Here is a 21,299-nt window from a genome sequence, read left to right as displayed (position 1 = left end):
ACGACCCCGGAACGGCACCCGGCGACCACCGCAACCACGACCCGCAACCCGGACGGTCAGACCCGTTCCCAGAAGCGCGCCAGTATCGACGTCAAGAACGCCTCCCCCTCCTCGCCCGCGTTCGCCGAGCCGCCCCACCCCAGCGTCGGGACCATCCGCGACTGGTAGTCCGCGTGCAGGCGCTCCAGCGCCGCCTCCACCGCCTCGCGTGGCATCGGCAGCAGCTTCGTCACCGGGCGGACGTACCCCTGCCACCGCGTCGTCGCCGCCGAGCGCAGCGCCGTCGCCAGTTCCTCGTCCCGGCCCGTCGCCGTCAGCAGCTCGCGTGGGGTCAGGGACAGCGCCGCCGCCAGGGCCACGGTCTGGCGTTCGTTGCCGCGCCAGCGGCCGGACTCCTCCATGCGTACGTACGACGTCGTGTCGAGGCCGACCTGGCGCGCCAGGTCCTCCGCCGGGAGACCCCGGGACAGCCGGTGCTCCTTCAGCGTGGACGCCGACGCCAGCAGCTCGCCGACCGAGCACCACAACACACCGGCGAGCGCGGTGAGTTCGCGTGACGTGGGGACGGCAAGGCCGCGTTCCCACGCGGCCACGGTGTCGGCGGAGGTGTCATGGAGGCCGTACTGGGCCTGCAGGCCGTACGCGACGTGGCCGGTCGCCCAGCCCAGCGCCTCGCGCAGTCGGCGGGCGGCTTGGGCGTCGAAGGGCGGCGAGGAAGTGGGTGACTGCACGGGCACACCGTAGAGGTGGATCACCCGCCGCGACTACCGTGTGTTCGAACAACGGCACATGTCGTAGGAACGTCCTACCCCAAAACGCTCAGTGCGGGGCACTCAGCCAGCGGTACTGGAGCTCGGGGCGGCCGATCTGACCGTACTGGGGGCTGCGGCCCGCGCGTCCCTCCGTGACGAGGTGTTCCAGGTAACGGCGCGCCGTGATCCGGGAGATGCCGAGCGCCGCGCCGGCCTCGGCGGCGGTCAGACCGGCGGGCGAGGAGCGCAGGGTGCGGGTCACCGCGGAGAGCGTCGGGGCGCTCAGTCCCTTGGGCAGGGCGGCCGGTTCGGGGGAGCGGAGCGCGCCGAGCGCGCGGTCCACCTCGTCCTGGCCGCTCGCCTCGCCCGCCGCCGCGCGGAACTCGGCGTAGCGGGTGAGCCGGTCGCGCAGGGTGGCGAAGGCGAAGGGCTTCAGTACGTACTGGACGACGCCGAGCGACACCCCCTCCCTGACCACCGCGAGGTCTCGCGCCGAGGTGACGGCGATGACGTCGGCGTGGTGGCCGCCCGCCCGCAGGGCGCGGAGCAGGGACAGGCCGTGGCCGTCCGGGAGGTAGAGGTCGAGCAGGATGAGGTCGATGTCGGCGCGTTCCAGCAGCCGGGCCGCCTCGGCGCGGGAGTGGGCGACGCCCGCGACGGCGAAGCCGGGCACCCGGCCGACGTACAGCTGGTGTGCGTCGGCGGCGACGGGGTCGTCCTCCACGATGAGGACGCGGATGGCGGGCGCGCTCATGTCGTCACCCGCAGGGCGCCGGACGTGAGGAGCGGCAGCCGTACGGTGAACTCCGCCCCGCTGTCGGGTCCCGAGGCGAGGACGACGGTGCCGTGCGCGCGGTGCACGGCCTGCCGTACGAGCGCGAGGCCGAGGCCGCGACCGGGCCCGTTGGTCGACCAGCCGCGGCGGAAGACCTCCTCGACGGACTCGGGGTCGACGCCGGCGCCGGTGTCCCGTACGGCGAGGCGCAGTTCGCCGTCGTCGACCAGCGCGGTGACGGTGACCCGCGCGCCGGCCGGGCTGTCGCCGCTCTGCGCCGCGTCCACGGCGTTGTCGATGAGATTGCCGAGGATGGTCACCAGATCGCGGGCCGGCAGGGTCGCGGGCAGTACGCCGTCGTCGATGCGGCTGTCGTCGGCGAGCACCAACTCGACTCCGCGTTCGTTGGCTTGGGCCGCCTTGCCGAGGAGCAGCGCGGCGAGCACGGGTTCGCCGACCGAGCCGACGACCTGGTCGGTGAGGGCCTGGGCCAGCTCCAGTTCGGCCGTGGCGAACTCCACCGCCTGTTCCACCCGGCCGAGTTCGATGAGGGAGACCACGGTGTGCAGCCGGTTCGCCGCCTCGTGCGCCTGCGAGCGCAGGGCCTGGGTGAAGCCGCGCTCCGAGTCCAACTCGCCCGAGAGTGCCTGGAGTTCGGTGTGGTCGCGCAACGTGACGACCGTGCCGTGCCGTTCGCCGCCGACCACCGGGCGGGTGTTCACGACGACGATCCGCTCGTCGCTCAAGTGCACCTCGTCCACGCGTGGTTCGGAGGCGAGCAGCGCACCGGTGAGCGGTGTGGGCAGGCCGAGTTCGGCGACGGGCCGGCCGACGGCGGACTCGTCGAGGCCGAGCAGTTCCCGGCCGCCGTCGTTGATGAGGGCGATCCTGCGCGCGCCGTCGAGCATCAACAGCCCCTCGCGTACGGCGTGCAGGGTCGCCTGGTGGTAGTCGTGCATCCTGCTGAGTTCGGTGGCGTTCATGCCGTGGGTGTGGCGGCGCAGCCGCGCGTTGATGACGTACGTACCGAGCGCGCCGAGCGCCAGCGCGCCCGCGGCCGACAGGATCAGGATCTTGACCTGGTGGGTGACCTGGCTGGAGATCCGGTCGACGGTGATGCCGACGCTGACCAGGCCGGTGATCCTGCTGCCGTCCCTGATCGGGGTGACGACGCGGATGGAGGGGCCGAGCGTGCCGGTGTAGGTCTCGGTGAAGGTGTGGCCGCGCAGCGCGGCCGCCGTGCTGCCGAGGAAGGGCCGGCCTATCTGCAGCGGATCGGGATGCGTCCAGCGGATGCCCCGCGGACTCATGATGGTGATGAAGTCGACACCCGTGTCGCGCCGTACCCGCTCCGCGTACGGCTGGAGCGGCCCGGTCGGGTCGGGGGTGCGGACGGCGTCCCGTACAGAGGGCGAATCAGCCACCGCGCGTGCTGCGGACGTCACCTGCCTGCGCGCCGTCTCGTCGGCCTGGTCCCGGTCGGTGAGGTACGCGAAGACGGCGCACCCCGCCACGATGGCCGCGACCAGCACGGCCTGCATCGCGAAGAGCTGGCCGGCGAGGCTGCGCGGACGTGGCAGATGCATGGGCATCAGTGTGCCTGGCCGGAATCGTATGAACGAAATGAACGTAAGGGTGACCGGCGTCACACCGTGGTGGATAGTCGCCGGGACCCCTCGGGACGGGGGGCGGCTCCCTCGGGACAGGGGGTGCAGCAGGGACGAGTCGAGGAGGACCCGTGGCCGCAAGAGGGCGGGACCGTACGCACTTTCTGTACATAGCGGTGGTCGTGGCCGTCGGCCTCGGCATCCTGGTGGGCTTCGCGGCCCCGGGGGTCGCGGTCGAACTCAAACCGATCGGCACGGGCTTCGTCAGCCTCATCACGATGATGATCTCGCCGATCATCTTCTGCACGATCGTGCTGGGCGTCGGATCGGTCCGCAAGGCGGCGAAGGTCGGCGCCGTCGGCGGGCTCTCGCTCGCCTACTTCATGGTGATGTCGACGGTGGCCCTCGCCATCGGACTCGTCGTAGGGAACATCCTGGAGCCGGGCTCGGGGCTGCATCTCACCGAGGCGGCGCGCCATGTGGGCACGACCCAGGCGGAGGGGGCTTCGACCTCCACCACGGACTTCCTGCTCGGCATCATCCCGACCTCGATGCTCTCCGCCTTCACCGAGGGCTCGGTGCTCCAGACGCTGCTGATCGCACTGCTGTCGGGCTTCGCGCTCCAGGCGATGGGCCGCACGGGCGAGCCGATCCTGCGCGGTGTCGAGCACATCCAGCGCCTGGTGTTCCGGGTGCTGGCGATGGTCATGTGGGCCGCGCCCATCGGCGCCTTCGGTGCCATCGCCGCTGTGGTGGGGGAGACGGGCGTCGATGCGCTGAAGTCCCTCGCGATCATCATGATCGGCTTCTACATCACCTGCGCGCTGTTCGTCTTCGTGGTGCTGGGGGCGCTGCTGCGGGCCATCGCCGGCGTCAACATCCTACTGCTGTTCAAGTACCTGGCGCGGGAGTTCCTGCTGATCCTGTCCACGTCGTCGTCGGAGTCGGCGCTGCCGAGGCTGATCGCGAAGATGGAACACCTGGGTGTCAGCAGGCCCGTCGTCGGCATCACCGTGCCGACGGGCTACTCCTTCAACCTTGACGGTACGGCGATCTATCTGACGATGGCCTCGATCTTCATCGCCGAGGCACTGGACAAGCCGCTGTCGATCGGCCACCAGATCTCGCTCCTCGTCTTCATGATCATCGCCTCGAAGGGCGCGGCGGGCGTCAGCGGCGCCGGTCTCGCCACCCTCGCGGGCGGTCTCCAGGCCCACCGCCCCGAACTGCTCGACGGCGTCGGCCTGATCGTCGGCATCGACCGCTTCATGAGCGAGGCCCGCGCCCTGACGAACTTCGCGGGCAACGCCGTCGCCACGATCCTGGTCGGTACGTGGACGAAGGAGATCGACCGGGCCCGGGTGGACGAAGTACTGGCGGGCCGCATCCCGTTCGACGAACGGACCCTGCTGGACGAGGGGCACGGCGGCACGCCGGAGAAGGACCTGGACGAGGTCCCCGAGCAGCGTGACACGCACGCGGACACGGACACCGACGTGATCGAGCACGCGCGCGCCTCCCAGCCGAAGACCCAGGCCGGGGCCTGACCAGCCTCCCCACCCGGCCCTCCGAGGGACCGGCCCGCCCGGAGCACCACACTCCGCGCGGGCCGTTCCGCTGTCCTGCGGCTCACCCGTCGGCGTGCCGGAGCCGGTAGGCGGCGACGACCGGCCGTACGGCCGCCGCCAGGGCGCGCATGTGCTCGTAGGCGTAGCCGGGTGGGGTGTCGGGGTTCGGGCGGGCGGTGCGGTCGAGTACCGCGTACGCGTCGCGGTACAGCGCCCGGGACTCGGGGGTGTCGATGTCGCCCAGGTCTTCTCCCAGCAACAGCTCCAGGTGGCCGCGGAGTTTGACGGTCGTGCTGTCGACCCACGCCCGGTCGGGAAGCGCGAGGCGCCGGGCGAGCGCCTGGTCGACGGTGTGGGAGATCGTCACGAGGTCGATCGGGGGCCGCGACGGATCCGGGGGGTCGTCGGAACCCGTACCCCCGCCTTCCTGGTCGGCGTCTCCTGGCACGTCGTTCCCCGCTTCGCTCAGTCGGTTCACCGGGCCGGCTCCTTCACTGTCGGTCACCTCGCGGCGTCGACGGCGCGCCCGCGTGGCGACGGTGCGCACGATGTTGTACGGCCCGGGCCGGCTTCCCGCTCAAGTCACCTGGTGTGCAACTGAACTGGTGAAGCCGGGCGAAGGTCCGACCGCCGCTCTGTCCGGCCGGGGTCGTCGGCAATTCACCGGGAACGAGAAAGCTCAACGGGATCGCCGCTGAATGGCGGAACCCATGACACCGGCCGGGTCGGACGACAGGAAACCCGCTCCTCGCTCCCTACCCTGTGAGCGAAATCAGCGCGGCCGGAATCAGGAGCACGCATGAATGACGACAAGAATTCGAACGAACTGCCTCGGCGCCGGTTCGTGGCGTTCTCCGGCGCCATCGTTGCGGCGACCCTCCTGACGGGCGCGGGAGCGGCGACCGGTCGCACCGCTTCGGCAGCCGCCCCGACGTCCGCACACCCCGTGCCCGACACGTGCCCCACGCCACCACCCGGGGGAGCCCCGACCTGCCCCCCTGCGCAGCTCCAGCCCCTCTGCGGCAGCCCGTCCGACAACGATCCGCTGTGGCGGGACGTCCAGTACTGCACGCAAGGCAAGCCGCTGCCCCCCGGGCAGTTCCCGCCCGATTGTCTGAAGGTGACCCCGGACTACGTCGTCCTGCACGGCAGGCCGTCGAACCGGCACAACTTTCTCCTGACGCCCAGTTGCCGGATCACCGGTATCGAATGCCCCTTCATCGAGACCTCCGGCGCGCCGAATTACTGGAACGACGCTTGGGAAAACGCCCGGAGCGGAGGGAGCGTCCCCGTTCAATACCCCAATATCGGTCTGGGGATCAATTCGAAGAGCGCCCGGTTCCTCAACCAGTTGCACATTCACCTGGCCGGCGTCCGGGCGAGCACGCAACGGCGGCTGCAGGAACTGGAGATGACCGGACGCATGGCCACCAGTCCCGCGCAGTGGAACGCCGTGCAGTACCGGGTGCCGGTCACGGGCTCGGACGGGTCGGGGGACCGTACGTACCGAGCCCTCAGGCTGCCCGGTCTCGGGATGAATCTCTTCGCGCTGTTGCAGCAGTACGTGGTGAATCCGAGCGGGCTGAGCATGGCGAACCAGACGCTGATCGTGGTGCCGAAGATGACGGCTGCGGGATTCGCCGGGGCTTTCTACGTCCTCAACAGCGACTCGTCGCTCCACGACGGCACGAACACGTGTGACCACCTTCTCGTGTACAGCTGAGCCTCCGACTCGGCTGTCGGCACACGGCGTGGCCCGGCGGCGGTCAGGCGCGGTCGATACCCGTTCTGACCAGGCCGAGCAGGCGGACCGTCATATCGGCGCTGTTCGGGGTCTGTTGGCCGGCCCAGGCGACGCCGGTCGCGAGCAGGAGCAGTTCGCCCGCGGTGATGTCGCCGCGTGCCTCGCCCGCCTGCTGGGCGCGGGCGAGCAGTTGGGCCGCCTTGGTGCGCATGGCGTGGCAGGAGTGGTGGAGTTCGGACGTCTCGTCGTCGATCGCGGCGAGGATCGAGCCCGGCAGGCCCGCGTAGCGGCTGGAGTTGGCGGAGAAGGCTACCAGCCAGATGTTCAGCGCCTCGCCGGGCGGCTCCGACTCCATCAGCTCGTCCGCCCGTACGCACAGGCCGTCGAGCCCGCGCCGCATGATCGCCTCGACGAGCGCCTCGCGGGTGGGGAAGTGCCGGTAGAGCGTGCCGATGCCGACGCCCGCGCGGCGGGCGACATCGCGGAGCGAGACCTCGGTGCCGTACTCGGCGAAGGCCGTACGGGCCGCGTCGAGCAGCAGCTCGTAGTTACGGCGGCCGTCGGCGCGCCTGGTTTCGGCCATGGGGTTCGCCTCCGGGGTTGCCAGACGGAGCGGTGCTCCGGATATAGTCGGAGCAGTGCTCCGAATGGCAGCCTAACCGTTTCCGACCCCTTGACACGAGGTGTGACGTCACCATGGCGGCAATCCCTGACGACTGGCAGGCACGAAACGGCCGATACGTGCCCACTCCGCGCTTCGACGACTACGCCGAGAAGTACGCCGACTACTTCACGATGAGCCGCGACAACGGCGTGATCGAACTGACCATGCACACCGACGGCGGCCCCGCCGCCTACGGCATGGGCATGCACAACGCCTGGGGCCAGGCCTGGCTGGACGTCGGCAGGGACCCGGAGAACGAGGTGCTCATCCTCACCGGCACCGGCGACCACTGGCTCGCCCCCGTCGACCGGGCCCGGTTCGCGGAGATGATGCGCGAACCGCACCCCGACAACCACGCGTACCGCACGTACTACGACGGTCTGAAGCTCCTGGAGAACCTGATCTCCGGCATCGACATCCCCACGATCGCCGCCGTGAACGGCCCGAGCGGATCGGGACACACCGAGATAGCGCTGCTGTGCGACATCACCCTGTGCGCGGAAGAGGCCACCTTCGCCGACTCCCACCTCCTCGCGGGCGCCGCCCCGGGCGACGGCATGCACCTGGTCCTCCAGGAACTGCTCGGCACGAAGCGCGCGGCCTACTACCTCTACACGGGCAAACCGATCGACGCGGCAGCGGCCCTGGAACTCGGCCTGGTCAACGAAGTACTCCCGGCGCCCCAACTCCTCCCACGCGCCCGCGAACTGGCGGCAGCCATCCGCTCCCGCCCGACAGCCGCCCGCAGACTCACCCACGCCGTGGTCTCCCGCCCCTGGAAGCGCCGCCTGGTCGAGGACTTCGGCTTCGGCCTGGCCCACGAGATGTTCGGCATCTCCGCCGACAAGCTCTTCGAACGCTCCTGACCGGTTCAGCGCGCCGCGTCGGCGCCACCTTCGAGCCGGACGCGTAGCGCGGCGGCCCGGGGATCGTCGTGGTCGGCGATGAGTACCAGGGCTCTCCTGCGATGCCGGCCGGCCGCATCCGCGTCGCTGTCCGCCAGGGCGACGGCGAGGCCGTCGAGGGCGAGCGCTTCGTGCCAGCCGTCTCCGAGCTCGTGCTGGACGTCGACGGCGCGCCGGTGGAAGTTCGCCGCTTCGACGTCGCGGCCCAGCTGGTGGTAGGTCTGACCGGCGCCGTGCCAGGCCAGGGCCTCACGGCCACGGTTGCCGAGACGCCGGTGGAGGGTGGCTGACCGCTGGTAGGCGGTGAGGGCGTCCGCGTACTGGGCGATTGCCCGATGCGCGTCGGCCAAGGTCAGCAGCCAGTAACCCTCCAGCCGGTGATCGCGCAGGGCGAGGGCGATCTCCACGGCCCGCTGGGCGGATTTCAGCGCGCTCTCGGCCTCACGCCGGTCGAGCTGAAGGCTGCTCAGCAGGCGTAATACGTTCCCCTCCCCGCGCCGATTGTCCAGCGCGCGATGTCGAGCCAAGGCCTCCTCGACCGCGGCGGCGGCCTCCGGCAGCCGCCCCGCGTTGTGGTGGGCCGTCGCCAGGTTCGACAGGGCTGTGGCCGCCCAGTGAGCGGAGCCGGCTTGCTGGAAGAGCGGGATGGCCTGCTCGAAGTGGGCCGCCGCCTGGTCGAGTTGGCGGACCCGCAGATGGCCGAGGCCGATCAGATTGAGCGAATTGGCCTCGCCGAGCCGGTCACCCGTGGCCCGCGCGATCTCCAGGGCGCGCCGATGGCTGTCCAGACTCGACGACAAGTCGTCGATCCGGCTGTGGTCCATTCCGAGATTGGTGAGGAGCAGGCCCTCCGCCGTCCGGTCGCCGTCCCGCCGGGCGGCGGCGAGAGCCAGCTCGCCTGCCGCAAGCCAGTCGGCGACCGGGGCGGACGAGGACCGTGCGTTCCAGAAGACCACCGCCAACTGCCAGGCACGCCTGTCGTGTTCCCCGGCGGCGGCGCGAACGGCCTGGAGAACGTTGGTGTTCTCCTGCTCGGACCAGTCCACGGCCGAGTCGTAGTCCGGGAACGTCAGTGGCCGTACGGCATCGGCAGGCGCGGCGAGAGCCAGATGTGGTTCGGCGGGGCTGAGCAGGCTCTGCGCGGCGTCGGCGCTGTGCAGATACCAGTCCAGCACCCGCCCGAGCGCCGCCTTCCGCTCCTCGGGAGGCTCCTCGCGGTGTGCCTGGTCGGTGGCGTAGGCACGCAGCAGGTCGTGGAACTGGTAGCGGTCAGGGGCGGTCTGTTCGAGGAGGTGGGCGCCGACCAGGGTGTCCAGCAACTGGCGGGTCCTGTTGACCGCCAGCCCGGCGAGGGCGGTGGCGGCCTGGAGGGCGAACTCGGGCCCGGGGTGCAGACCGAGGAGTCGGAAGAGCCGGGCGGCTTGGTCCGGCAAGGCCCGGTAGGACCAGGTGAACACCGTCCGCACCGCCTCGGCTTCGTCGTCGTCCCCGGTGCTGAGCGCGTCCCAGAGAGCGGATTCGTCGCGGAGTTCGGCGATCAGGTCGTCGAGCCTCATATAGGGACGGCTGGCCGCTCGCTCGGCGGCGATGCGCAGGGCGAGCGGGAGTCTGGCGCAGAGATCGGCGAGTTCGGCGAGCTTGTCGGGATCGTCGTCGGGCCGGTAGCCGGCGGTGACGGTGCGGAGCAGAGCCACCGCCTCGGTCTGCGGGAGGATGCCGAGGGTCAGCCGGCGCGCGCCGTCGCGGATCGCGAGTCCGGAGAGCCGGCTGCGGCTGGTGACGACGACCAGGGACCCAGCGCTGCCCGGCAGCAGCGGGCGGACCTGTGCGACGGTGGCGACATTGTCGAGGACGATCAGGAGCCGCCGCTCCGCGACCAGGGACCGGTAGAGAGCCGCAGCGGCGTCGGGGTCCTGGGGCACGGACGAGGTGGCCACCCCGAGAGCGCCCAGAAAGCGGCGCAATGCTTCCTGGGCTGTTACGGGTTCACCGGGGTCGTACCCGCGCAGATTGACGTAGAGCTGCCCGTCCGGAAATCGCTGCCTGACCTGATGAGCCCAGCGCAACGCGAGCGAGGTCTTGCCCGAACCCGCCGTACCGGCGATCACACAGACCGAGATGACCAGGGAACGGCCGTCCTCGTCGGCCAGTACCGCGTTCAGCTCGGCCAGTTCCTGGGTCCGATTGACGAATCCGTGCACATTGGCCGGCAGTTGTCGGGGTGTCGGGCCGGTGGCTGCCTCCTTGGCGGCGCCGGATGCGACGTGCTCGTGGAAATGAATCCCTCCCTCGACGCTACCGGCCTGCACGATGTCGCGTGACGACCCGGACAGGTCGTTGTGTGAGCTGTCCGGGGTCGCGTCTTCACCGTTGTCCTTGCTGATGTGCCTACTCCGATGGTGTGTGCGGAGCGGGGAGCCGTCCGACCTCGCGGTCGAAATAGGCGGCCATGTCCTCGCCCGTTTCGTAGAGCGCCTTGATATAGCTTCCCCAACGCCCCACCAGTTCGGGATCGGTGTACCTGACGGCGCCTGTCGGCAGGCCCGCATCGGTGTAGAGGACGCGGTAAAGGGTGCTGCTGCCCAGCACGACCACTTCCGGAAGCGCCCCCCGCTCTTCCACCGAACTCAGCGCCCGCGCGTTCACGACGCGGATCCGCTGGCCGTACTCCGCCTGTTGGCGCAGTGAGTGCAACTCCCACTGCATATAGGCGGTCAGCGGCTGCTCGACCACCCGCACCCGGTGGAACACGTGGCCGCGGCGCGCGTCCTCCCGTGCCTCGGCGACGAGTGCGTCGTGCCGCTCCTCCATGAGCCGCAGCGCCTCGTGCCACTCGCCACGGCGCATCGCTTCTCTGCTGGCGCTGCCTTGTTCCTCGAAATGCTGGCGCCGCTCCAGCTTCCAGGAGGATGCATTCCGGATTTCCGCCTCACGACGCCGGAAATCGCGCTTGTAGTCCGGGCGTGCGAGTAACTCGCCCTGGGCGGTGTCGAGATCGGGTGCGTAGAGGCTAAGCATCGCGAATGTCCGCCTTCGCCGCGCTGAGCACGTTCCCCGGAATGACGACCAGCCGCTCGTCGGTCGCGAGAGTCACCCCGTCCGGCATGTGTGCCGCGTAGGCGTGAGTCAGATCCCTGCCGATCACCGCGATGTCGCCGTTGTCGAGCTGCCAGATGTCCGGGCATTCGTCCTTCCCGTCGGAGTTCCCCAGCTCTACGGGTGACTTGCCCAGCCGTCGCTCGAATAACGCGGACGGATCCGCCTCCCACGCGCGTGCCATGCCTGCCTCCAGCTCGTCCGGTCGCCCCGCCGTCGCTACACATTCTATGTGTGGCTGATTACACAGAGCAACGGAAGGCCGAGGCGGATTCTCGCCATTGGCAAGCGGACCCCGGCGGGGCGGGGGGCTAGGGCTTCGCCCATGTCGTACGCGAGCTCGTGGCGGACGCGGGCGACGCGGCGCCGGGCCCGGAGGGTGGGAGCGGGCAGTAGCCTTCGGTGACATGGAACCACCGCTCGACCCGCTGTCCGACGTCTTCGCCTCGCTGAACGTCCGCACCGGCTCGTTCTCCGGGCTCGACGCCGGCGGCCGCTGGGGACTGCGGTTCCGGATGCGCGACCACATCAAGATCGGTGCGGTGCTCTCCGGATCCTGCCTGCTCTCCGCCGACGGCGGCGAACCGCTGTGGCTGACCGCTGGCGACTGCTTCCTGCTCGCCGCCCATGAGGAGTTCGTCCTCAGCGACGGCCCGCGAACGCCGCTGAGCAGCGGCGAAGCGGCCTTCGCCGCCGCCACCGGCCGGATCGTACGGGTCGGCGACGACAACAGAGGCGGCGACGAAGGCAGGACCCTGGTGATCGCCGGCAGTGTCCACTTCCTCGACGCCACCGTCGCCCTGCTGCTGAGCGGTCTGCCGCCCGCCTCCGCCATCCGCGCCGACACCCCGCAGGCACGCGCCATCCAGCCGCTGCTCACCCTGTTCCGCGACGAGGTCGGCGCCGTCCGGCTCGGCGCCTCCGTCATGTCCGCGCGGCTCACCGAGATCCTCTTCATCCAGGCGATGCGCGCGCTCGTCGCGGGCGAGGAGCCCGCCGCCGGCTGGCTCGGGGCGCTCGGCGACCCCCGGATCGGCGGCGCGCTGCTCGTCATGCATCAGCAGGCCGCCCGCCGCTGGACCGTCGCCGAGCTGGGCCGCGAGGTGGGCATGTCCAGGGCCGGCTTCGCCGCCAGGTTCAAGCAGCTCGTCGGGATGCCGCCGCTCGTCTATCTCCAGCGCTGGCGCGTCCTGGCAGCGGGCAAGGAGCTGCGCGGCGGGGAGCGGACCGTGGCGGCGGTGGCGGCCGACTGGGGCTACACCTCGGAGAGCGCCTTCAGCAACGCCTTCAAGCGGGTCACCGGCGTCTCACCCGCCCGCTACCGCAACGACCCGGCCGCCGCCGCGCCCGAGCAGCCACGCGACCGGTTCAGCCCCCGTCCCCACCCGTCGGACGGCGATCCGCGCGAGGACCCGGCCCGGACGAACGCGCAAGTCTTCTAGACGCGTGATCATGGCCGGTCGGCCCGTCGGTGCCTAGCGTCGGAAGGAGCCGGGCCGACAGCTCGGCCGACCGATGAAAGGCAGAACGACATGCAGTACGAGCGACTTGGCGCCACCGGGGCCTTCGTCTCCCGGATCGCCCTGGGCACGATGACGTTCGGCGGTGCGGGAACCCCGCCCTGGAACGTCCTCGGCGCGCTCGACGAGAAGGCGGCGGGCGAACTCGTCGGGCTGGCGCTCGACAGCGGCGTCAACCTCATCGACACCGCCGACATGTACGCGGGCGGCGAGTCCGAGGAGATCCTGGGCCGGGTCCTGGGCGCACGCAGGCGCGACGTGGTGCTGGCCACGAAGCTGTTCGTCCGGATGGGCCACGGCCCCAACGAGGTGGGCCTGTCGCGCCTCTGGGTCACCCAGGCGCTCGAAGACAGCCTGCGCAGGCTCCGCACCGACCACATCGACCTCTACCAGATCCACAGCTTCGACCCGCTGACCCCGGTCGAGGAGACGCTGGGCGCGCTGGACGACGCCGTACGGGCGGGCAAGATCCGCTACATCGGCGCTTCCAACCTGGCCGCCTGGCAGATGATGAAGTACCTCGGCGCCGCCGACCTGCGCGGGCTCAGCAGGTTCGTCTCGCAGCAGGTGTACTACTCGCTCGCCGGCCGCGACATCGAGCGCGAGCTGCTGCCGATGGCCGTGGACCAGGGCGTCGGCACGCTGGTCTGGAGCCCGCTGGCCGGCGGTTTCCTCTCCGGCAAGGTCGACCGACACGGCAACACCGACGCCGCGTCGCGCCGCGCCCAGTCCGCCAACCCGCCCGTCGACCTGGAGCGCGGTTACGACATCGTCGACGCGCTGCGCGTGGTCGCCGCGCGGCACGATGTGGGTGTGCCCCGGGTGGCCCTCGCCTGGGTGCTGGCCCGGCGTGGCGTCACGAGCGTCATCGTCGGCGCCAAGCGCCCCGACCAGCTCACCGAGAACCTGGCGGCGGCCGATCTCGTCCTGACCGACCAGGACATCGAGGAGCTGGACGCGGTCAGCGCCCTTCCCGTCCCGTACCCGGACTGGGGCCAGGGCGACCCGGCCGCCCGCCTCCCGTAGCGGAGCCCGTAGCGCCGCCCGCCCGCCCCGTAGCGTGCCCGGCGCCCGTAACGGTGCTCGGACGCCGACGCTTGCCTTGACGTCGGCGTCAACGATTACCGTCGAAGACATGCGAATCGGCGAGCTCGCGGAACGGGCGGGGACGACCACCCGCACGCTGCGGTACTACGAGTCCCGCGGGCTGCTGTCGGCCCGCCGCTCGGTGAACGGCTACCGCACGTACGACGAGGACGACCTCCGGCTCCTCCAGCAGATCAGGACCCTCCAGGACTTCGGGTTCGAGCTGGAGGAGACCCGGCCCTTCGTGGAGTGTCTGCGCGCCGGGCATCCGGCCGGCGACTCGTGCGCCGACTCGATCGCCGTCTACCGCCGCAAACTCGCCGAGCTGGACGGGCTGATCGACCAGCTCCGTACGGTACGGGGCCAGGTCGGCGCCGAGCTGGCGCGGGCCGAGGCCGCGCGGGCACCGGAGCCGGCCTGCGACCTGACGCACGCGCTCAACCGCGGCATCGCCGAAGCCGATACGGCGGGCGGTGCGGCGGCCGACGAATTGCGGGAATCACCCGACGGAGGGGAAAAGAAAAATGATCAAGGCTGAGGGCATCGACACCGTTACGGACGAGACCTTCGACGATGTCGTGATGCGGCCGGGTCTGCCGGTCCTGGTGGAATTCACCGCCGACTGGTGCCCGCCGTGCCGGCAGCTCGCGCCCGTACTGAGCGCCATTGCCGAGGAAGAGGCCGATCGGCTGAGAATCGTGCAGATCGACGCGGACACCAACCCGGAGATCATGACCAGGTACGGGGTGCTGTCGATGCCCACCCTGCTGGTGTTCCGGGACGGTGAGCCGGTGAAGTCCATCGTCGGCGCCCGTCCGAAGCGCAGGCTGCTGCAGGATCTGGCGGACGTCCTCTGAAAGGACCGCCACGCGGCTGAAAGACCCGCCGCCCGGCCCCGAACACAAAAATGCCCCGCGCCGAATTGACGGCCGGGGTGTTTTTCTGTGACCATTAACGTTTCCGTACTCGCATAAATGCGGGCATAGAAAACCTCACTCGGCACAGAATATCGGACAGGGGCTCCATTGTCAACCGAGGAATTGCAGAACGAACAGCAATTCATCTCCCTCCTCTATGAGCGGCTCGATGCTCTGCGGGAGCAGGCCGAGACGGCGATGAGCCGGTCCTTCGGCGAGGTCAGCACGGGCCGGCAGGCCCGGGTCGAGCGCGACATCAGCGTCGCCGAGCAGTCGGACCGGATGTCGGCGCTCAACGCCGTCGAGTCGGGGCTCTGCTTCGGCCGTATCGATCTCGCCGAGAATGCCAAGGACGCCGAGGACGCCGAAAGCGCCGGGGACGGGACCGAGGAGGGTGGTACGACCCATCACATCGGCCGTATCGGTATGCGCCGGGACGACGAGGAACGCACGCCCCTGCTCATCGACTGGCGGGCCCCTGTCGCCCGTCCCTTCTACCTCGCCACCGGCTACACCCCGATGGGGCTGCGGCGCCGCCGTCACATCACCACCAAGGGCCGCACCGTCACCGCCCTGCACGACGAGATCATGGATCTCACGGACACCACCCGCACCGGGTACGAGGACCCCGACGGCGACGCCGTGCTGCTCGCCGCGCTCAACTCGGTGCGCACCGGCCGGATGAGCGACATCGTGCAGACCATCCAGGCCGAGCAGGACCGCATCATCCGCGCCCCGCACCGGGGTGTGCTCGTGGTCGAGGGCGGCCCCGGCACCGGCAAGACCGCCGTCGCGCTGCACCGCGCCGCCTATCTCCTCTACGCCTACCGCGAGCAGCTGGCCCGCCGCGCCGTACTGATCGTCGGCCCCAACCCGGCCTTCCTCGGCTACATCGGCGAGGTGCTGCCCTCGCTCGGCGAGACCGGTGTGCTGCTGTCGACGACGGGGGAGCTGTTCCCCGGCGTCGTCGCCACCGGTACGGACACCCCCGAGGCGGCCGAGGTGAAGGGCCGCGCCGAGATGGCGCAGGTGCTCGCCGACGAACTGCGCGACCGGCAGTCGCTGCCCGAGTCGGTGCTGGAGATCCCGCACGAGGACCACGGCACGCTGCTGCTCGAACGGGACGCGGTACGCGAGGCCAGGCAGCGCGCCCGGGACACCGGACTGCCGCACAACCTGGCCCGGCCGGCCTTCGCCTTCCGGATCATCGACGTCCTCACCGCGCAGCTCGCCGAGCGGCTCGGCGCCGACCCGCTCGGCGGCCCGAACCTGCTCGACCCCACCGACATCGCCCAGCTCGGCAAGGAGATCGCCACCAGCCCCGACGTGCAGGCCGCGATCGACTCGCTGTGGCCGAGCCTCACCCCCGAGCAGCTGGTCGCCGACTTCCTCGCCGTGCCGTGGCGGCTCGAAGCGCGGGACGCCGCCGCCGTACGCAGGCCGGAGCCGCGGACCGGCGCCGACGCCCGGATCGACTGGACGCCCGCCGACGTGCCGCTGCTCGACGAGGCGGCGGAGCTGCTGGGCGAGGACGACACGGCGGCCCGCGCCGCCGCAGCGCGGGAGAAGCAGGAGCAGATCGCCTACGCGCAGGGCGTGCTGGAGCTGTCGTACGGCTCACGTACCCAGGAGTTCGAGGACAAGGACGAGGACGAGTCGGAAGTCCTCGCCGCGCACGACATCATCGACGCCGAGCGGTTCGCGGAGCGCCAGGAGGAGACCGACTCGCGCAGCGCTGCCGAGCGCGCCGCTGCCGACCGCACCTGGGCCTTCGGCCATATCGTCGTGGACGAGGCGCAGGAACTGTCCGCGATGGCCTGGCGGTTGCTGATGCGCCGCTGCCCCAGCCGCTCCATGACGCTCGTCGGTGACCCGGCGCAGACCGGGGACGCGGCGGGCTGCGACTCGTGGCAGGACATCCTGGAGCCGTACGTCGGCAAGCGCTGGGAGCTGACGACGCTGGGCGTCAACTACCGCACGCCCGCCGAGATCATGGAGGTCGCCGCCGATGTGCGCCGGCTGTCCGACCCGGGCTTCCAGCCGCCGCGCTCGGTGCGTGCCACCGGCGCTGTGCCGGTCGTACGGTCGGTCCGGCGGGCAGGACTGGCGCGCGCCGCGGCCGAGTTGGCGACGGAGGAACCACGCGAAGGACGGCTCGCCGTCATCGCGCCCGCCGGGCTGCTGCCCGCGCTCGCCGCCGAACTCCCCGACGCCTCATGGGGCACGACCCCCGATCTGACCCGCGACGTGGTGCTGCTCAGCGCCCGGCAGGCCAAGGGGCTTGAGTTCGACACGGTGATCGTCGTCGACCCGGAGGCCGTCATGGACGGCTCGCCGCGCGGTACGAACGACCTGTACGTGGCGCTGACCCGGGCGACGCAGCATCTGGGGATCGTGCGCGACGCGGACGTGCCGTCCCGGCTCACCGTCGGCCGGTGAACAGGCGGGTGGGCGCCGCCGGGAAGAACCCGGACGGCGCCCACCGGACCGCACCCGTCAAGCAGGCCGCACCTGTCAGGCAGGCCGCACCTGTCAGGCAGGCCGCAGCCACACCGTCGCCAGCGGCGGCAGCGTCAGCTGGATGCTGGCCGGCCTGCCGTGCGCGCCGACCGACTCCGGCTTCAGCGGCTCCGGGTTGAGCACGTCACTGCCGCCGTAGCGCAGCCCGTCCGTGTTCAGCACCTCGGTCCACGCCGCGTACCGGTCGGGCACGCCCAGCCGGTAGTTGTGCCGCACCACGGGGGAGAAGTGCGAGACGGCGAGCAGCGGCGCTCCGTCGGCGTCGAACCGCAGGAAGGCGAAGACGTTGTCCTCACCGGCGTCGCCGTCGACCCACTCGAAACCGTCCGGCGCCGTGTCGCGCTCCCACAGGGCCGGGGTGTCGCGGTAGACCGTGTTCAGATCGCGTACGAGGTCCCGTACGCCGCGGTGGTCCGCCTCCGCCGAGTACGACGGGTCCAGCAGCCACCAGTCCGGGCCGTGGCTCTCCGACCACTCGGCGCCCTGGGCGAACTCCTGCCCCATGAAGAGCAGTTGCTTGCCCGGGTGGGCCCACATGAAGCCGAGGTAAGCGCGCTGGTTGGCGCGCTGCTGCCACCAGTCACCGGGCATCTTGGAGACCAACGCGCCCTTGCCGTGCACGACTTCGTCGTGCGAGATCGGCAGTACGTAGTTCTCGCTGTACGCGTACACCATGGAGAACGTCATCTCGCCGTGGTGGTACTTGCGGTGGACCGGCTCCTTGGAGATGTAGTCCAGGGAGTCGTGCATCCAGCCCATGTTCCACTTCAGCCCGAAGCCGAGACCGCCGAAACCGTCGGGTCCGACGATGTCGGTCGCGCGGGTCACCCCGTTCCACGCGGTGGACTCCTCGGCGATGGTCACCACACCGGGACAGCGGCGGTAGACGGTGGCGTTCATCTCCTGGAGGAAGGAGACGGCGTCCAGATTCTCCCGGCCGCCGTACTGGTTCGGGGACCACTGGCCGTCCTCGCGCGAGTAGTCGAGGTAGAGCATCGAGGCGACGGCGTCCACCCGCAGCCCGTCGATGTGGAACTCCTCGCACCAGTACACGGCGTTGGCGACCAGGAAGTTCCGCACCTCGGTGCGGCCGTAGTCGAACTCCAGCGTGCCCCAGTCGGGGTGCTCCGCGCGCTGCGGATCCCCGGGCTCGTACAGCGGATACCCGTCGAACCTGGCCAGCGCCCACTCGTCCTTCGGGAAGTGCGCCGGCACCCAGTCGACGATGACCCCGATGCCCTCCTTGTGCAGAGCGTCCACCAGGAAGCGGAAGTCGTCCGGGGTGCCCATCCGGGAGGTCGGTGCGTAGAACCCGGTGACCTGGTACCCCCAGGACCCGCCGAAGGGATGCTCGGCGACCGGCATCAGCTCGACATGGGTGAAGCCGAGATCCTTCACGTAGCCCGGCAGTTGGACCGCGAGCTGACGGTAGGTCAGGCCGGGCCGCCAGGACGCCAGATGCATCTCGTAGACGGAGAACGGCGCCTCGTGCACCGGCCGGTCGGCCCGGTGCGCCAGCCACTCCTGGTCCTGCCACTCGTGGTGCGCCTCGGTCACGATCGACGCGGTGGCGGGCGGCACTTCGGTGCGCCGGGCCATCGGGTCGGCGCGTACGGTGTGCGAGCCGTCGGGCCGCGCGATGTCGAACTTGTAGAGAGCGCCCTCGCCGATCCCCGGCACGAACAGCTCCCACACACCGGTGGAGCCGAGCGAGCGCATCGGCATCGACGTGCCGTCCCAGAAGTTGAAGTCGCCGGTGACCCGCACACCGCGGGCGTTGGGCGCCCAGACGGTGAACCGGGTGCCGGTGACGCCCTCGTGGGTCATCGGCTGTGCGCCCAGCGCCTTCCACAGCTGCTCGTGGCGGCCCTCGCCGATGAGGTGCAGGTCGAGTTCCCCTATGGCGGGCAGGAACCGGTACGGGTCGTGCACCTCGGTCACGTCCCCGTCAAGGGCGTCGCCGTACCGCACCTGGAGCGTGTACTCGGGCACGGCGCGCAGCGGCAGCACACCGGAGAAGAAGCCGTCGCCGTCGTCGTTCAGCTCGCCCCTGAGATCCTTCGCCACGACCGAGACGCCGTGTGCGAACGGCCGCAGCGTACGGAACAGCACACCGTCCTCGACGGGGTGCGCGCCCAGCAGCCCGTGCGGGTCGTGGTGCGTGCCGCTCAGCAGCCGCTCCCTGTCGCCGCCGTCGAGCGGCCGCGCGGCCAGTGCGGCTGCTCGCTCCACCGCGTCGGACGGAGCAGCCGTGGCGGACGGCGTGGGTTCCCCGCTCCGCGGTGCGGAAGGGGTCGCAGCGGGGGGAGCAGGAGCGGGTGCGGGCGGTGTGCGGCGTCCTGGCACCGGCTTTCCGGGCTCCACCGGTACGGAGCCCGAGGCCCTGGCCGGTCGGAAGGTGGGGGAAAGCTCGGATTCGGAGTGGTGGTCGGACGGCGGGCGGGCGGTCACGGGGGCTGCCTCCTCGGAGGACATGAGTGACGGACAGGGATCGAAGGACAGGCGGAACAACAACAGGCTGAGCAACAGACGGAACGGCAATCGGGTACTTCAGGTGCGTCGAGTACGACGAACGGTGCGCGGCGAGCCGCGGTCGACCGAAGTCAACAGCCTCGTCCCTCGACGGTAGGGCGGCGGGTGGCCCCGCGCATGCCGGGCGATGTGGTCAGGACCCGTCGGCCAGCCGGGTGATCGCCGCCATCGGGACCGGCAGCCAGTCCGGCCGGTGCCGGGCCTCGTACAGCACCTCGTAGACCGCCTTGTCCGTCTCGTAGGCGCGCAGCAGCTCGGGTTCGGCGCGCGGATCGGTGCCCGCGGCCTCGGCGTACCCCTCGCAGAACGCGTCCCTGCAACGCGCCGCCCAGTCCGCGCGCCACGGCTCGTGGGAGCGGGCGGCGTAGTCGAAGGAGCGGAGCATGCCGGCCACGTCGCGCACCGGCGGCTGCGGGCGGCGGCGCTCGGCGAGCGGCCTGGCGGGCTCGCCCTCGAAGTCGATGACGGACCAGCTGCCGTCGGGGGAGCGCAAGGTCTGTCCCAGATGCAGATCGCCGTGGACCCGCTGGGCGGGTCTGCCGCGTCCTGCGGCGTCGAGCCCGGCGAGCGCGTCGAAGGCGGTGCGCAGCCCGGGGACGTACGGCAGCAGCGCGGGCACCGCCTGCGCCGCCGCGTCGAGCCGCTCGCGCATCGCATGGGCGACCTGGGCCGTCTGGCTGCGGCCCAGCGTCACCGTCGGCAGGGCGGCGGCGAGCGCGGTGTGCACCTCGGCGGTGGCGCGGCCGAGGATGCGGGCCTCGTCGGTGAACTCGCGGCCCTCGTCGAGCGCGGCGAGCGCGAGCTGCCAGCCGTCCTGCGAGCCGCGCAGAAAGGTCTGCAGGACGCCCAGGGTCAGCGGTTCGTCACTGCCGGACGGGTCGACGGCGTCGAACCAGGCGACCGGCGCCGGTACCCGCTCGCAGCCCTCGGCGGCGAGCGCCAGGGGCAGCTCCAGATCCGGATGGGGGCCGGGGAAGACCCGGCGGAGGATCTTGAGGATGTAGGCGTCGCCGTAGACCAGCGAGGAGTTCGACTGCTCGGCGTCGAGCAGCCGGGAGCTGAGCCCCGCGGGGATGGCGCCGGCCCGGCCGAACCGCAGCGCGCCGACGGCGCCCGAGGTGCGCAGCCGCTCGATCAGCACATCGGCGAGGAGCGGGTCGTGCAGGCCTTCGTAGACGGTGCGTCCGGCCAGCGGGCCCTGGGTGGCGTGCCCGACGAGTGCGGGTGCGAGCCGGGGCGGCAGCGCCGTACGCGCGCCGAGCAGGAGCTGGTAGCAGTCGCCCGCGTCGGCCGGGGCTCGGCCCGGGGCCTGCTGAGCGCCCTGTCCTGCCGACTGCTGTTCCACCCGGACGAGCAGATGCAGCAGTGAGGTGCCGGTGGCGTCCTGCGGCAGCAGTTCCGTCACCGTCACCGGGACGAATCCGGTGACCTGGCGTCCTTTGCCCGCGAACCAGCGCTGGCGGGGGAGCCAGTCGTGGAGCAGCGGCGCGAGCGAGCCCACCAGTGCTTCCGCCTCGGCGGGCGGCACACTGCGTGGGACGGCGGCCGGGCGCGGGTTACTCCGGGTGGATGCAGCCTTCGACATGGCAGCGCGTCCTTTCCCCGGGCACACC

Annotated in this window: 18 protein-coding genes; 8 read left to right on the top strand and 10 right to left on the bottom strand. The window is 71.0% G+C overall.

Features of this window, described 5'->3' with window-relative positions:
- Positions 1 to 56: 56 nt before the first annotated feature.
- The 3 genes from HY68_RS03405 to HY68_RS03395 form a co-directional block, all read right to left on the bottom strand.
- Positions 57 to 752, bottom strand: coding sequence for a helix-turn-helix transcriptional regulator (locus HY68_RS03405; protein ID WP_041995072.1), 696 nt, complete (start codon positions 750 to 752; stop codon positions 57 to 59).
- Between the two features lie 67 nt (positions 753 to 819).
- Positions 820 to 1,506 carry a response regulator gene (locus tag HY68_RS03400; RefSeq protein ID WP_041984232.1) on the bottom strand — a complete coding sequence of 229 codons (687 nt, stop codon included), beginning with the start codon at positions 1,504 to 1,506 and terminating at the stop codon, positions 820 to 822.
- Entirely contained in the window at positions 1,503 to 3,113 is a 1,611-nt protein-coding gene (locus HY68_RS03395; protein WP_041984230.1) for a sensor histidine kinase, read from the bottom strand. Before HY68_RS03395 ends, HY68_RS03400 begins: the two co-directional genes overlap by 4 nt.
- A gap of 152 nt (positions 3,114 to 3,265) precedes the next feature.
- Between HY68_RS03395 and HY68_RS03390 the strand changes: the two genes are divergently transcribed.
- Positions 3,266 to 4,681, top strand: coding sequence for a cation:dicarboxylase symporter family transporter (locus HY68_RS03390; protein WP_078863409.1), 1,416 nt, complete (start codon positions 3,266 to 3,268; stop codon positions 4,679 to 4,681).
- 82 nt (positions 4,682 to 4,763) lie between these two features.
- On the opposite strand, the gene HY68_RS03385 is transcribed toward HY68_RS03390, so the two are convergent.
- Complete coding sequence (locus HY68_RS03385; RefSeq protein WP_078863408.1) at positions 4,764 to 5,180, bottom strand: DUF6415 family natural product biosynthesis protein; 417 nt, start codon at positions 5,178 to 5,180, stop codon at positions 4,764 to 4,766.
- Between the two features lie 321 nt (positions 5,181 to 5,501).
- On the opposite strand from HY68_RS03385, the gene HY68_RS03380 reads away from it, so the two are divergent.
- Complete coding sequence (locus tag HY68_RS03380) at positions 5,502 to 6,425, top strand: CDP-diacylglycerol diphosphatase (protein WP_041984229.1); 924 nt, start codon at positions 5,502 to 5,504, stop codon at positions 6,423 to 6,425.
- Between the two features lie 43 nt (positions 6,426 to 6,468).
- Here HY68_RS03380 and HY68_RS03375 read toward each other — a convergent pair whose 3' ends face one another.
- On the bottom strand, positions 6,469 to 7,029 hold the full coding sequence (locus HY68_RS03375) for a TetR/AcrR family transcriptional regulator (protein ID WP_041984227.1): 561 nt from the start codon (positions 7,027 to 7,029) through the stop codon (positions 6,469 to 6,471).
- A gap of 113 nt (positions 7,030 to 7,142) precedes the next feature.
- Here HY68_RS03375 and HY68_RS03370 point away from each other — a divergent pair, with 113 nt between their 5' ends.
- Complete coding sequence (locus tag HY68_RS03370) at positions 7,143 to 7,976, top strand: enoyl-CoA hydratase/isomerase family protein (protein WP_041984225.1); 834 nt, start codon at positions 7,143 to 7,145, stop codon at positions 7,974 to 7,976.
- 5 nt (positions 7,977 to 7,981) lie between these two features.
- Here the strand turns inward: HY68_RS03370 and HY68_RS03365 are convergent, their stop codons facing one another.
- From HY68_RS03365 to HY68_RS03355, 3 genes are all read right to left on the bottom strand, one after another.
- A complete protein-coding gene (locus HY68_RS03365; protein ID WP_241778730.1) occupies positions 7,982 to 10,327 on the bottom strand; it encodes a tetratricopeptide repeat protein in 2,346 nt (781 codons plus the stop codon).
- Between the two features lie 76 nt (positions 10,328 to 10,403).
- On the bottom strand, positions 10,404 to 11,033 hold the full coding sequence (locus HY68_RS44700; RefSeq protein ID WP_041984223.1) for a DUF6879 family protein: 630 nt from the start codon (positions 11,031 to 11,033) through the stop codon (positions 10,404 to 10,406).
- Positions 11,026 to 11,295, bottom strand: coding sequence for a hypothetical protein (locus HY68_RS03355; RefSeq protein WP_041984221.1), 270 nt, complete (start codon positions 11,293 to 11,295; stop codon positions 11,026 to 11,028). The genes HY68_RS44700 and HY68_RS03355 overlap by 8 nt, the downstream gene beginning before the upstream one ends.
- A 223-nt stretch (positions 11,296 to 11,518) precedes the next feature.
- Between HY68_RS03355 and HY68_RS03350 the strand changes: the two genes are divergently transcribed.
- The 5 genes from HY68_RS03350 (at position 11,519) to HY68_RS03330 (ending at position 17,073) form a co-directional block, all read left to right on the top strand.
- The gene (locus HY68_RS03350; protein WP_052457002.1) at positions 11,519 to 12,553 is read left to right on the top strand and encodes an AraC family transcriptional regulator; all 1,035 of its coding nucleotides are present in this window, start codon (positions 11,519 to 11,521) and stop codon (positions 12,551 to 12,553) included.
- A gap of 90 nt (positions 12,554 to 12,643) precedes the next feature.
- Entirely contained in the window at positions 12,644 to 13,657 is a 1,014-nt protein-coding gene (locus tag HY68_RS03345; RefSeq protein ID WP_041984219.1) for an aldo/keto reductase, read from the top strand.
- Between the two features lie 109 nt (positions 13,658 to 13,766).
- Complete coding sequence (locus HY68_RS03340; protein WP_078863406.1) at positions 13,767 to 14,255, top strand: MerR family transcriptional regulator; 489 nt, start codon at positions 13,767 to 13,769, stop codon at positions 14,253 to 14,255.
- Positions 14,242 to 14,574, top strand: coding sequence for a thioredoxin domain-containing protein (locus HY68_RS03335; RefSeq protein ID WP_041984217.1), 333 nt, complete (start codon positions 14,242 to 14,244; stop codon positions 14,572 to 14,574). Before HY68_RS03340 ends, HY68_RS03335 begins: the two co-directional genes overlap by 14 nt.
- 183 nt (positions 14,575 to 14,757) lie before the next feature.
- Positions 14,758 to 17,073, top strand: coding sequence for an ATP-binding domain-containing protein (locus tag HY68_RS03330; RefSeq protein ID WP_041984215.1), 2,316 nt, complete (start codon positions 14,758 to 14,760; stop codon positions 17,071 to 17,073).
- 93 nt (positions 17,074 to 17,166) lie between these two features.
- Here HY68_RS03330 and glgB read toward each other — a convergent pair whose 3' ends face one another.
- On the bottom strand, positions 17,167 to 19,629 hold the full coding sequence (gene glgB / locus HY68_RS03325; protein WP_198533203.1) for a 1,4-alpha-glucan branching enzyme: 2,463 nt from the start codon (positions 19,627 to 19,629) through the stop codon (positions 17,167 to 17,169).
- Positions 19,630 to 19,819: 190 nt separating this feature from the next.
- Positions 19,820 to 21,271, bottom strand: coding sequence for a phosphotransferase (locus tag HY68_RS03320; RefSeq protein WP_041984211.1), 1,452 nt, complete (start codon positions 21,269 to 21,271; stop codon positions 19,820 to 19,822).
- Positions 21,272 to 21,299: the final 28 nt, after the last annotated feature.

It is taken from the genome of Streptomyces sp. AcH 505 (assembly GCF_000818175.1).
GTDB lineage: Bacteria > Actinomycetota > Actinomycetes > Streptomycetales > Streptomycetaceae > Streptomyces.
This window is presented reverse-complemented; position numbering and strand designations above follow the sequence as displayed.

What these genes read in the sequence shown, in the direction of transcription:
- HY68_RS03400 (WP_041984232.1), bottom strand. Translation starts at nt 1,506, where the DNA reads ATGAGCGCGCCCGCCATCCGCGTCCTCATCGTGGAGGACGACCCCGTC.
- HY68_RS03395 (WP_041984230.1), bottom strand. Translation starts at nt 3,113, where the DNA reads ATGCATCTGCCACGTCCGCGCAGCCTCGCCGGCCAGCTCTTCGCGATG.
- HY68_RS03380 (WP_041984229.1), top strand. Translation starts at nt 5,502, where the DNA reads ATGAATGACGACAAGAATTCGAACGAACTGCCTCGGCGCCGGTTCGTG.
- HY68_RS03375 (WP_041984227.1), bottom strand. Translation starts at nt 7,029, where the DNA reads ATGGCCGAAACCAGGCGCGCCGACGGCCGCCGTAACTACGAGCTGCTG.
- HY68_RS03370 (WP_041984225.1), top strand. Translation starts at nt 7,143, where the DNA reads ATGGCGGCAATCCCTGACGACTGGCAGGCACGAAACGGCCGATACGTG.
- HY68_RS44700 (WP_041984223.1), bottom strand. Translation starts at nt 11,033, where the DNA reads ATGCTTAGCCTCTACGCACCCGATCTCGACACCGCCCAGGGCGAGTTA.
- HY68_RS03355 (WP_041984221.1), bottom strand. Translation starts at nt 11,295, where the DNA reads ATGGCACGCGCGTGGGAGGCGGATCCGTCCGCGTTATTCGAGCGACGG.
- HY68_RS03350 (WP_052457002.1), top strand. Translation starts at nt 11,519, where the DNA reads ATGGAACCACCGCTCGACCCGCTGTCCGACGTCTTCGCCTCGCTGAAC.
- HY68_RS03345 (WP_041984219.1), top strand. Translation starts at nt 12,644, where the DNA reads ATGCAGTACGAGCGACTTGGCGCCACCGGGGCCTTCGTCTCCCGGATC.
- HY68_RS03340 (WP_078863406.1), top strand. Translation starts at nt 13,767, where the DNA reads ATGCGAATCGGCGAGCTCGCGGAACGGGCGGGGACGACCACCCGCACG.
- HY68_RS03335 (WP_041984217.1), top strand. Translation starts at nt 14,242, where the DNA reads ATGATCAAGGCTGAGGGCATCGACACCGTTACGGACGAGACCTTCGAC.
- glgB (WP_198533203.1), bottom strand. Translation starts at nt 19,629, where the DNA reads ATGTCCTCCGAGGAGGCAGCCCCCGTGACCGCCCGCCCGCCGTCCGAC.
- HY68_RS03320 (WP_041984211.1), bottom strand. Translation starts at nt 21,271, where the DNA reads ATGTCGAAGGCTGCATCCACCCGGAGTAACCCGCGCCCGGCCGCCGTC.